The following is a 12,709-nucleotide window of genomic DNA, read 5'->3' as shown; positions in this document are numbered from 1 at the left end:
CGATTCTTTTATAATGTAATTGCAGTCTAATTGCATTTAATAAACAATTTATTTAATTCAAATTTCTTATCCTTTTGTAGAGAGAATATTATCTAAATAAGATGATAAAAATCAAATGTTTTTTGTATTTTTGTAGACAAAATAATAATCTTATAATAATGAATCTCTTAAAAAAGTATTGGATTGATGTGGTGGTAGTTGCCCTTTTTGCAGCTATCTCGTTCGCTTATTTTGTTCCAGCAGATATCGATGGTAGAATATTATACCAACATGATGCATCGGCAGGACGTGGACTTGGACATGAGTTACAAACCTATTATGAGCAAACAGGTGAGCATACCCGTTGGAGTAACTCAGCATTTAGTGGTATGCCAACATATCAAACGGCCCCATCTTATAAGAGTACCGACGTATTATCAAAGATAATGCAAGTGTATCACTTAGGACTTCCTGATAATGTGTGGTATGTTTTTGCTTATTTGTTGGGCTTTTATATCCTTCTTCGTGCCTTTAATTTCCGTAAAGAGCTAGCCGCTTTAGGTTCCATTATATGGGCATTCTCCTCTTATTTCTTTATTATTATTGCCGCTGGACACATCTGGAAAGTGTGGGCGCTTGCTTATTTGCCTCCAATGATAGCGGGTGTAGTACTTGCTTATCGTGGAAAATACCTTTGGGGACTATTAGTTACTGCGCTTTTCACTGCATTTGAGGTGAAAGCTAACCACGTTCAAATGACCTATTATTATTTATTCGTGGTGTTCTTTATGGTTATTGCCTACCTCGTTGAGGCGATAAAGCAAAAGAAATTTGCCCATTTTGCCAAGGCAACAGGCGTTTGTGTGGCTGGAGCAGCGTTGGGTATATTGATCAATAGCAGTAACCTTTACCACACATGGGAGTATGGTAAGGAGAGTATGCGTGGTAAAAGCGAGCTTGTAAAGAAGAATTCTGCCAATCAAACCAATAGTGGTTTAGAGAGAGATTATATCACTCAATGGAGTTATGGAATAGGAGAAACATGGACATTGCTTATTCCTAATGCCAAAGGAGGAGCTTCGGTGCCTTTAGCAAGTAACGAAATTGCAATGAAAAAGGCCGACCCTCAGTTTATGCAAGTATATGAACAGCTTGGTCAATACTGGGGAAATCAACCTGGAACAAGCGGTCCTGTGTATGTAGGAGCGTTCGTCTTGATGCTATTTATATTGGGATTGTTTATTGTAAAGACTCCAATGAAGTGGGCATTGCTCGCTGCAACGATCCTTTCAATATTGCTTTCATGGGGTAGAAACTTCATGCCTTTAACCGATTTCTTTATCGATTATGTTCCGATGTATGCAAAATTCCGAACCGTTGCATCGATATTGGTTATTGCAGAGTTTACTATTCCATTGCTTGCAGTGATGGCTTTAAAGACACTTATCGAAGAAAAAGAGGCTTTAAAGCAAAATATGAAGTATGTATATATCAGCTTTGGTTTAACAGCAGGGGTCGCTTTACTCTTTGCTCTTGCGCCTTCGCTCTTCTTTAGTAGCTTCATTTCAGATGCAGAGATGCAGGCTTTGAAGAATATTCCAGCAGAATATCTATCTCCGTTGATGGCTAATCTTACCCAAATGCGTGAGGCAATGTTCTCAGCAGACTGCTATAGAACTGTCTTTATCATTGTTATTGGAACCGCACTACTTGTTCTTTATCGCTATAACAAACTAAAAGCAAATGTAATGGTAGTGATCATCGCTGCTTTATGCTTAGTGGATATGTGGATGGTGAATAAGAGATATCTTAATGATGCAATGTTCGTAGAGCGCAGTGTGAGAGATAATGAGCCAGAAATGAGCAATACAGATAAGATTATTCTGCAAGATAAGTCGCTCGATTATCGTGTACTTAATTTGGCATCAAATACTTTTAATGAAAATGAAACATCTTATTTCCATAAGAGTATTGGTGGATATCACCCAGCAAAATTGCGTCGTTATCAAGAAATGATTGAGCATTATATTGCTCCAGAGATGCAAAAAACGATGCAAGCGATTATGACTGCGGGTGGAGATATGAGCAAAGTAGATGGCAGAAGCATTTATCCTATATTGAATATGCTTAATACTAAGTATTTCATTCTTCCCCTTCAAGGCAACCAAACAGCTCCTGTATTAAACCCATATACTTATGGAAACGCTTGGTTTGTTGATAAAGTTACTTATGTAAACAATGCAAATGAAGAAATAGATAAGGTTGGAAAGATTGATTTACGCCATGAAGCGGTAGCTGATAAGCAGTTTGAAACAACCCTTAAAGCATCTAATGCTCAAGGAAATGTGTCGCAAGTAGAGTTGGTAAACTATGCTCCTAATAAGTTAAAGTATAATGTATCGTCTGAAAAAGGTGGAGTAGTGGTGTTCTCTGAGATATATTATCCAGGTTGGACAGCCACAATTGACGGACAAAAAGCAGAATTAGGACGTGTTAATTACATATTAAGAGCGTTGAATGTAGAGAAAGGAAAGCATACTATTGAATTGACTTTCGATCCTCAAAGCGTTCATACAACAGAAACAATAGCGACTGTTTCGTTTACAGTTCTATTGATTTTAATTGCTCTTATTGCTTTTCTTGAATATAAAAAGAGAAAGAATAGCAACATAACAAAATAATATTTAGGTATTAGATAGAATAAATCGAGTCGACTTTCATTATAGAAGTCGACTCGATTTGTTTTGTAACTACTTTATATATCGGTAAATATAAAAGTTTATTTTTGTTTTAATTCTATGCTTGTTTTAGCGTAAGTAAATGGCAGTCGTATTGGCTTTGCCTCTTCAAATCATTTTATACAGAATGATAAACCTCTTCAAATGGAATGCGACAGCGGTCACCACGCACCCCATGCTCATTTCTAATACCACATGTAATCACCATATTGATTTGACAATCATAAGGTAGATGAAGTGCTTTTTTGATGAGTTTGCTATCAAACCCCTCTAAAGGACAAGTATCATAGCCTGCTTCTGCCATTGCAATCATAAATGTTTGCACCGCTAAAGCGCAACTCTTATGTACAACCGCTTTCATTTCGCCTTCTGAAACTTGGCGAACGATGGGGCGGAAGAGTCCTATTGTTTGTGCAAGAGCTTTTCTAAAAAGACCTAATAGACCGAAAAAGCGACCATAAAGGAAAGGCATTACCTTATTATAGTATAACTCCATTCGCTTAATTCGTGGTTCTTGGCGTTCTAAAGGACTGTTTCTTTTAATGTTCTCACGTTCAAAAGCTAATACTTGTTGAGCGTGATTGCGATGTAAACCCTGCTTTGTTACGAATACAACAACCTGTTTTGCAGTTCTTGTTGCAGACTGATCGAAACATGCTTTACTTATTTTCTTTAAACAATCTTTATCTATTACATGATAAGCTTCCCATAATTGAAGGTTCGAACTTGTTGGAGCTAGAGTGGCTAACTCTATACATTGCTTCACGGTCTCTGTGTTAATCTCTTTCGAAGCGTCGTAACTTCTCACCGCACGACGAAACTCTAATAGTTCTCTTAATGACATAATGAAATATATTTATTATCCTTTTGTTGGCTGGTAGGATGTTATTCGTCTTATAATTAATTAAAACATAGACGTTTGCATCTTTATGCTTTACTTAAATAAGCATATTCTTTAAATCCTAATGTTGATGTGGCTTGGGTGGAGTTATTAGTTTAATATAAGCTCCGTAGCCCTCTTTTTCCATCTCTTCTTTAGGAATAAAGCGCAAAGAAGCGCTGTTGATGCAATATCTAAGACCGCCTGTTTCTGTTGGGCCATCTTCAAATACATGTCCAAGATGGGCGTTTCCCTTCTTACTTTTTACCTCATTACGAACCATTCCGTGTGAAGTGTCGGTGCTAATATTGAGTAAGTGGTTGTCAATTGGCTTTGAAAAAGCAGGCCAACCACAGCCCGATTCAAACTTATCGCTACTTAAAAACAAAGGTTCACCAGTGGTTATATCTACGTAAATACCTGGTCTGAACTCCTTATTATATTCGTTTTCGAATGGTCTTTCTGTGGCTTCGTGTTGCGTAACCTCATATTGTAGAGCAGTGAGCTTGTTCTTTAATTCCTCAGTCGTGGCTCTCTTGAATTGCATAGGCTTAGCTGTTGAATCGTTTGCTTTGCGTGCATGCTCGAAAAGAGCTTTGGGAAGGTGACAATAACCCGTAGGGTTTTTATCAAGATAGTTTTGGTGATATTCCTCGGCTGTGTAGAAATTGCGTAGTGGGAGTACCTCAACCGCAAGATAATCAGAGTATTGTCCTTCTAGTTTTGTTAGCTCAGCTCTAATCAAAGGTAGGTCTTCTTTATTGGTATAATACACCCCTGTGCGATATTGAGAACCTCTATCGTTTCCCTGTTGATTAACCGATGTAGGGTCGATGCTCTCGAAATACAATTGAAGTAGGAGTGAAAGAGGTAGTACTTCTGGGTTATATTCCACACGAACAGTCTCTGCAAAGCCCGTTGCATCAGTGCAAACGTCTTTATAAGTGGGGTTCTTTATATTGCCATTTGCATAGCCTACTTCTGTTTTTAACACCCCATTAATTTGTTTAAGATAATGTTCTGTTCCCCAGAAGCAGCCACCTGCTAAGTATATTTCAGCGTTATTGTTCATTGTTTTATTGTTGTTTGTTTTGTTTCTACTGGTACATGAGAAGCAAAAAGTTGATAAACACAAAGTTAAGAATAATACTTTGATAAATAATCTATTTGTTTTCATTTTAATATTTGTTGTTTTAAAGTTATAATTGGTTTGTGGCTAATTGCATAAAGCATAATAGCTTATTACAAAAATAATATTTAAATGAAACATGAGCAATAGAAAATATCAATTAAAGGATAGATAATCTTTAAATGCCTCTTATTCAATTGATTTCTAAAAGGATAACTTTTGCAGTGCAATATCAATGCTTTTGGTTGGTAAAAACATTGCTTTTAGAGTGTAATAACATAGCTATTTTTTTGTTATTGTGGTGATAAATATTTACCTTTGCAATGTATGTAGCAAATCATTGCAAATAAGCAATGTGTAAAGGTGATGCAATTCGGTTTGCAAAGCAGTCACTTTTTATTTAAACTAATAATATCCTCAACGGGATAACATCTCAAAATAAGACATAACGAGAGACAGATGGCTCAGAAACTCATACAAACACAAGAACAAAAACAAATACAAATTCAGCGTCTTTCACAGCAACAAATGTTGCAAGTGAAACTGTTAGAGATGCCTTTAACTGAGCTAGAAGAAAGTATTAACTCTGAACTCGATGACAATCCAGCACTCGAAATGGGTGAGAATGACGAACCACAATCTGCTGATACCAATCTTTTAGATGGTGATTCTGAATTGACTGAAGAGGAAAAAAGTGAGAGAGAAGAGCGTGAAGATGCTTTGGAGAGAGCTTTAGAGACTATCGGTGGAGATGATGAAATGCCCCAAGTGTATGGTAAAAACGAATCGAATAATGCCGAACACGAGGAGATGATTTACGGAGATACTATTTCTTTTTATGATAAACTCAAAGAAGAAATGAGCGAAGTTAATCTCACTGAAGAGCAAAACAAGGTGATGGAGTATCTCATTGGCTCTTTAGATGATGATGGTTTGCTACGAAAAAGCCTCGATACAATAAGCGATGAACTTGCTATTTATAATGGTATTGATATCAGTGTAGAGGAGATTGAAGATGTATTGGCAATTCTTCAAACATTCGATCCTGCTGGCATTGGTGCACGTTCGTTGCAAGAATGTTTGCTTTTGCAGGTAGAACGCAAATCGGAAGGAACCTTAAAAAAACTGATGCGCACTGTTCTTGAAAAATACTTTGATGAATTTACCAAGAAACATTGGGATAAAATAAAAGCTCAATTAGGTTTAAATGAAGAACAGAAAGAAGTACTTCAACACGAACTTCACAAACTAAACCCTAAACCAGGGGCTGCTTTGGGTGAGACGCAAGGCCGAAGTTTGCAACAGATAACACCTGATTTTATTGTAGAAACAGCCGAAGACAATAGCGTTTCGTTTACTTTGAATCGGGGAGATATACCTGAATTGAAGATATCTCAATCGTTTTCAGATATGGTTCATGAGTATAAAAACAACAAACAAGGCATGTCTCGTCAACAGAAAGAGGGTTTGTTGTATGCTAAAGAAAAGGTAGAAAGAGCGCAAGGCTTTATAGAAGCTATCAAACAGCGCCACAATACGCTTGTAACAACGATGAAAGCCATTATCGATTGGCAACTGAAATTCTTTCAAGATGGCGATGAAGCTGACTTAAAGCCTATGATTTTGAAAGATATTGCAGAGAAAACGGGGCTCGATATTTCTACTATTTCACGAGTTAGTAATATGAAATATGCCCAAACAAAGTGGGGAACATTCCCTCTTCGTTACTTCTTTAGCGATGGATACACCACTGAAGATGGTGAAGAGATGTCTACTCGCAAAATGAAAGTGGCTCTTAAAGAACTGATAGATGCTGAGGATAAGAGCAAACCAATGAGCGACGACAAGCTAACAAGTGAGATGGCGAAGCGTGGTTTTCCTATTGCTAGACGCACAATAGCTAAATATCGTGAACAATTAGGAATACCTGTTGCTCGTCTTCGTAAAGCATAAACATCGAAAAACATCTAATATTGATAGATAAAAGAAGAATATCAGGATGAACGAAAAGAACATTATATTGGTTTCAAGAATAGTAAGTATGGTCTTTACACCATTCTATTTGCCACTCTTTGGCATGCTCATACTATTCTTTTTGACCTACTTAAGTCAAATGTCGTTAGCTTATCGACTTTCGATTCTTGGTGTTGTGTATATATTTACAATACTTCTTCCAACTCTGCTCATTCATTTTTATAGGCGATATCAAGGCTGGTCGCTTTTAGAATTAGGTATTCGAGACCGAAGAATGTTTCCTTACATCATCTCAATTATATGCTATTTCACGTGTTTTTATTTGCTCAGCCGTTATAATGTAGCAAGTTTCGTGGGTAGAATACTAATTGCTGCACTCTTAATTCAGGTTATTTGTGCTCTAATCAACGTATGGTGGAAGGTCTCAACGCATACTGCTGCCATCGGAGGTGTGCTTGGTGCACTGATGGCTTTTGCCTTTTTATTCAACTTTAATCCAACACTTTGGGTGTGTTTGGTATTCTTTGTAGCTGGAATAGTGGGCTCAAGCCGTATGATTTTGTTGCAACATTCATTGTCTCAGGTATTAACTGGATTTGGAATAGGACTCGTTACAGCATTTTTAATCATTCTATAAAACAACTAAAAACAATAATAATATGAATCCAAAAGTTAGCATAATAATGGGAAGTACAAGCGATTTGAAAGTTATGGAAAAAGCTTGTGAATTTTTAAATGATATGGAAATACCATTCGAGGTAAATGCTTTGTCAGCTCATCGCACTCCCGATGCAGTCGAAACATTTGCTAAAAACGCTGCATCTCGTGGTATAGAGGTTATCATTGCCGCTGCTGGTATGGCCGCAGCTCTACCTGGTGTTGTTGCAGCTTCAACATCTTTACCCGTTATTGGTGTTCCTATTAAAGGAATGTTAGATGGATTAGATTCCCTATTGAGTATCGTTCAAATGCCTCCTGGCATTCCTGTTGCAACTGTAGGAGTGAATGGTTCACTCAATGCAGCTATCCTTGCAGCTCAAATTATCTCAATTTCTGATAGCGAAGTAAAGCAGAAAGTGATGGAATACAAGGCTGGATTAGGTTCAAAAATTGAAAAGGCTAATAGAGAATTAGCCGAAATTAAGTACGCATTTAAAACCAACTAAAATGATGAAAGTAAAGGAGTGGGGTGGTGAAATCTGCTCTTCTCCTTTATGATTACTCATTGCTTAGATATGATTGATTTATTTAATTATCAGCGAAGAAAATCGAGTGTTGCTAAAATTGGAAACCTTTTAATAGGAGGAGAAAATCCAATTAGAGTACAATCGATGACAACTACCGATACAAATGATACTCAAGCGTGTGTTGAACAGGCTGAACGTATTATTCAAAAAGGTGGCGAATTGGTTCGTTTAACAACTCAAGGAGTTCGTGAAGCCGAAAACATGAAGTGCATTAACGATGCTCTTAAAGCTAAAGGATATGATGTTCCTTTAGTGGCTGACGTGCATTTTAATCCCAGAGTTGCCGATGTTGCTGCCACAACAACACAGAAAGTACGTATAAATCCAGGTAATTATGTAGATCCTGCACGTACTTTTAAGAAGCTAGAATATACTGATGAGGAGTATGCTCATGAGCTATTAAAAATAGAAGAACGCTTTATTCCTTTCTTAAATATATGCAAAGAGAATAAAACTGGAATAAGAATAGGCGTGAATCATGGCTCTCTTTCAGACCGAATACGTAATAGATACGGAGATACTCCAGAAGGAATTGTAGAAAGTTGCTTAGAGTTCTTGCGTATATGTCAACGTGAATCATTTAATGATGTGGTGATTTCGATAAAGTCTTCTAACACAGTTATCATGGTTCGGTCTATGCGTTTGCTTGTAGAAGCAATGGAGAAAGAGGGTATGAGCTATCCTCTTCACCTCGGAGTAACCGAAGCTGGCGAAGGAGAAGACGGCAGAATAAAGAGTGCAGTGGGTATTGGTGCCTTGCTATCTGATGGTATTGGCGATACAATAAGAGTGTCTTTGAGTGAAGAACCCGAAGAAGAAATACCCGTAGCAAAGCATCTTTGTGATTATATTACAAGTAAAGTGGCTCCTGTTACATTGCCTGAAACATCTGCAAAGGATTTCAATTACACTCATCCTACACGTCGTTCTACTTGCCAAGTGGGTAATATTGGAGGAGAAAAGGTTCCAGTTGTGATAGTATCTAAGCCTTCTTCTATGTTTGAAGAGCCTAAAGATGAGGAAGAAGTGGTGATCATTTCTAGTGATAAACCACAAGCACCTAAGGCCGATTACGTGTATGTTGGTAGCGAATTACCACAGCATATTGATAAAAAACGTCGTTACATCGTTGATTATGGTGTATATAATGAATTGAAAGAGCAACACTCTGACTTGATGTTATATCCCATATTTCCCTATAATGCAGTTCCTTTTATCTCTCATATTCAATCAGATATAAAGTTCCTTGTATTGCAATATGGGGCTGATAGCGATGAGTATGTAGCTTGTTTAAAGGCACATCCAGAGGTAGTTGTAATCTCAATGGCTGGAAAAGATAATCAATTAGGTCGTCATAGAGCTCTAGTTCACGACTTAATGAATCATAATGTCACCAATCCAGTTATCTTTGCGCAGCTATATATGCACTCTTCAGAGGAACAAAGCGAGTTTCTTCTTGAAGCAGCAGCTGATATGGGAGCCTTAATGGTTGATGGTTTGACTGATGGAATATGGCTAATGAATGCAGGAAGCTTACCTAATGCAATCGTAGAGCATACCTCTTTCGGTATACTTCAAGCTGCAAGACTTCGTGTAAGCAAGACAGAATACATCAGTTGTCCTGGTTGTGGACGCACACTTTACGACCTTCGCAGTACAATTGCACGCATAAAAGCAGCCACTGAGGGTATGAAAGGCCTCAAAATAGGCATCATGGGATGTATCGTTAACGGCCCAGGTGAGATGGCAGATGCCGACTATGGCTATGTAGGAGCAGGTCCTGGAAAGGTCTCTTTGTATCGAAAACAAGAGTGTGTAGAAAGAAATATCAGTGAAGAAGAGGCGGTAGATCGTCTTCTTGCCTTGATAAATAGAGACAAAGAAGAACAGAAGTAATTCTGAATAGTGCTCTAATTGAAAAGCACTGATATTGTAATTTAAGATCAAATAGATGTTGTCTTTATTATAAGGGTAGACATTTTTCAATGTAAATAATAATTGGATATAAAGCGAACAAGAACATGATAATAAACGATTCATTAGAAAATTATACTCCTTCAGCTACTCGTTATGAGGCATCTGAGTTGTTTTACAATCGTTGTGGACGTTCAGGTGTAATGCTTCCAAAGGTTTCTTTGGGTCTATGGCATAACTTCGGACAAGCAAATGACATTGATATCTGCCGTTCAATACTACGTTATGCCTTTGATAATGGTATTGTTCACTTTGACTTAGCCAATAATTATGGACCTCCAAAAGGCTATGCAGAGCAAACATTTGGAAAGATTTTTCAAAGTGATTTCAAGCCTTTTAGAGACGAAATGTTTATCGCAACGAAGGCAGGATATGAGATGTGGGAAGGTCCTTACGGCAATTGGGGAAGTCGAAAGCATATCATTTCGAGTTTAGATCAAAGCTTATCTCGAATGAAACTCGATTATGTTGACCTCTTTTATAGTCACCGTTATGACCCAAACACACCTATTGAAGAAACACTTAATGCTCTTGTAGATGTTGTTAAGCAAGGAAAAGCATTGTATATTGGTATCTCTCGATGGCCATTAGAACAGCTAAAAAAAGCTTATAATTATCTTGCAGAGCGTGATGTAAAGGTTCTTACAGTTCAAGATAGATTGAACTTATTGGATAGAAAACCTCAAAATGAAGGAATATTGAGTTTTTGTAGGGAAGTAGGAGCAGGCTTTGTGTCATTCTCTCCCTTAGCTCAAGGATTGCTAACCAATAAGTATCTCAATGGAGTACCAGCACATTCACGAATGGAACAGAACCTTTTCTTGCAAAAAAAGGTACTTACTCCAGAGCTACTCGCTTATTTAAAGCACCTCAACTCACTTGCTTCAGACAGACAAGAGTCGCTTGCTGAGATGGCACTTGCATGGGTGTTGGCTCAAAGAGGCGTAACTTCTGTTATTATAGGAGCAAGTAGTGTCGAACAATTAGCGCAGAATATCAAATGTGTTAATGCTGCTCCTTTTGTCGAAGAACTATAATATTATTAAAGGTAAAAAGATAAATAATAAATAGAAAGAAGTACTTTTAAGTCTTAGTATTCATAGGAAAAGAGTAGAACCACGAACGAATTATGTTCATAAATATAAAGAAACGAATATTCATTCTACTATCTTGTTTGGCTACTTTGGGTAACATTGCAGCCAATGATAGTATTGTTATTGAGCAAGATAGTATTCTTCCGCTTCAGTATAAAGATTCAATTGCAGTTGATACGGCCTTCAATCAAAAGTCGTTTAACCGCAATGCGTTCAATTATCACTTTTCTTATGTAGGCTTAGGTTTTATCACTTCAGGCTTTTTTATTAAGCATCAGAAAGAGCAATTCAGAAGTATGAGGCACTATTTCACGCCCCGTTATCATAAATCTTTCGATAATTACACCCAGTATATGCCTTTAATTGGAACATGGGCATTAAAGGCTTCAGGTGTAGAAGGACGTAGTTCGTGGAAAGGGTTGGCATTAAGTAATGCTCTTTCGCTTGCCTTTATGGGGATAGCAACAAACAGTATGAAATACTCAGTGCGTGAGATGCGCCCCGATGGAAGCACAAAAAACAGTTTTCCTTCAGGCCATACGGCCTTCGCTTTCGCTGCAGCTACGATATTACATAAGGAATATGGGCAGACAAGAAGTCCACTCTATAGTATTGCAGGTTATTCTTTAGCAACCATAACAGGAGTTGGTCGAGTGCTAAATAACCGCCATTGGGTAAGTGATGTCTTAGTTGGTGCGGGCATAGGAATCGTCTCTACCGACCTAGGTTACTTCCTTTCAGATGTTATTCTCAAGCAAAAAGGAATCCAAAGGGGTAGTAGACAAACAGGCATTTACGATGTTTCTAAACATCCATCTTTCTTGAGTTTGGGTGTACAAGTATATGATGGACCGAATAAAATTGCCCTTAACAATATCTATGATCATTACGATTCAAATGGAAATCCATACGCTTTAAATGATAGTAGAGGCGTAAGTAATCCATTAGGATTAGAACTTCACTTTGGAACAGGATCGTCAGTGAATCTCGAAGGTGCCTATTTCTTTCATCCAAATATCGGTGTTGGAGGTAAACTTCGTGTGATATCGGTACCCGTAACAGCAACAGTTGATCTGTCGAATGGTTTTCGTTATTATGTAACAGAGGATCAATCGCTTGCTAATATCTTGAAATCTAATGCACAATTCGTTGGAGTTGAGTCTACACATATGGGTGCTTTCGATTATCAGGCAGGTCTATATTTCTCTTATCCTTTGTCTTCTAGATTGCGACTTGGCGCAAACCTTCTTGTAGGACAACGTTTTTTAATGGATTATAAGGTAGATGCTGTGTTGGATATCAATGCCAATAGAATGAAAAGTGAGTTGATACAACTACAAAATAGCAGTCCAGCAACAGGCGTAAAAGCAGGCGAACGCACCACAATCTTAAAACATTTAGAACCTTTAAATGGCGAGTCGGTGTACAGTTCTACCGAGTTTATGAGCTTATCTTCCAAACCTTCTTGGGTATATGGGGCAGGCTTGTCGTGCATTTGGGCACATAAAGAAGGAATAGCATTTAGAGTTCAACTTAATTACGATCATTCAAGAGCACCTTTCTCTTATGATGTTAAGAGCCGATGGGGGCTTTCGTCAGAAGGAAGTGTAATGAAGATAAAAGATTCTTTCAGTAGAAAGATATCGTTTAATTCGCTTAGTTTAGGATTTGGAATGTGTCTTTTATTTTAAAGA

Annotated in this window: 9 protein-coding genes; 7 read left to right on the top strand and 2 right to left on the bottom strand. The window is 37.7% G+C overall.

The annotated features are described in order from the left end of the window. The first annotated feature begins 158 nt into the window (after nt 1–158). Nucleotides 159–2,660, top strand: a complete 2,502-nt coding sequence (locus A3GM_RS0102540; protein WP_018361819.1) for a YfhO family protein — start codon at nt 159–161, stop codon at nt 2,658–2,660. 175 nt (nt 2,661–2,835) lie between these two features. On the opposite strand, the gene A3GM_RS0102535 is transcribed toward A3GM_RS0102540, so the two are convergent. Further along, nucleotides 2,836–3,561 (bottom strand): nitroreductase family protein, encoded by a 726-nt coding sequence (locus A3GM_RS0102535; RefSeq protein ID WP_018361818.1) that lies wholly within the window; start codon nt 3,559–3,561, stop codon nt 2,836–2,838. A 118-nt stretch (nt 3,562–3,679) separates the two neighbouring features. Then, the gene (msrB, locus tag A3GM_RS0102530; protein ID WP_018361817.1) at nt 3,680–4,774 is read right to left on the bottom strand and encodes a peptide-methionine (R)-S-oxide reductase MsrB; all 1,095 of its coding nucleotides are present in this window, start codon (nt 4,772–4,774) and stop codon (nt 3,680–3,682) included. A gap of 411 nt (nt 4,775–5,185) precedes the next feature. Between msrB and rpoN the strand changes: the two genes are divergently transcribed. The 6 genes from rpoN to A3GM_RS0102500 all read left to right on the top strand — a co-directional run bounded on the left by rpoN (nt 5,186) and on the right by A3GM_RS0102500 (nt 12,706). Then, on the top strand, nt 5,186–6,679 hold the full coding sequence (gene rpoN, locus A3GM_RS0102525) for an RNA polymerase factor sigma-54 (protein WP_018361816.1): 1,494 nt from the start codon (nt 5,186–5,188) through the stop codon (nt 6,677–6,679). Between the two features lie 46 nt (nt 6,680–6,725). Next, complete coding sequence (locus tag A3GM_RS0102520) at nt 6,726–7,337, top strand: phosphatase PAP2 family protein (protein ID WP_018361815.1); 612 nt, start codon at nt 6,726–6,728, stop codon at nt 7,335–7,337. A gap of 22 nt (nt 7,338–7,359) precedes the next feature. Further along, nucleotides 7,360–7,866, top strand: a complete 507-nt coding sequence (gene purE / locus A3GM_RS0102515) for a 5-(carboxyamino)imidazole ribonucleotide mutase (RefSeq protein WP_018361814.1) — start codon at nt 7,360–7,362, stop codon at nt 7,864–7,866. A gap of 69 nt (nt 7,867–7,935) precedes the next feature. Next, nucleotides 7,936–9,843, top strand: a complete 1,908-nt coding sequence (locus A3GM_RS0102510) for a 4-hydroxy-3-methylbut-2-en-1-yl diphosphate synthase (protein ID WP_025829678.1) — start codon at nt 7,936–7,938, stop codon at nt 9,841–9,843. 125 nt (nt 9,844–9,968) lie between these two features. Further along, nucleotides 9,969–10,958, top strand: a complete 990-nt coding sequence (locus A3GM_RS0102505) for an aldo/keto reductase (protein ID WP_018361812.1) — start codon at nt 9,969–9,971, stop codon at nt 10,956–10,958. Between the two features lie 92 nt (nt 10,959–11,050). After that, on the top strand, nt 11,051–12,706 hold the full coding sequence (locus A3GM_RS0102500) for a phosphatase PAP2 family protein (RefSeq protein ID WP_018361811.1): 1,656 nt from the start codon (nt 11,051–11,053) through the stop codon (nt 12,704–12,706). Nucleotides 12,707–12,709: the final 3 nt, after the last annotated feature.

It is taken from the genome of Hoylesella nanceiensis DSM 19126 = JCM 15639, from assembly GCF_000379965.1.
Lineage (GTDB): Bacteria > Bacteroidota > Bacteroidia > Bacteroidales > Bacteroidaceae > Prevotella > Prevotella nanceiensis.
Note: the sequence above shows the minus strand (reverse complement) of the source record. Positions and strands in the feature narration are given on the sequence as shown.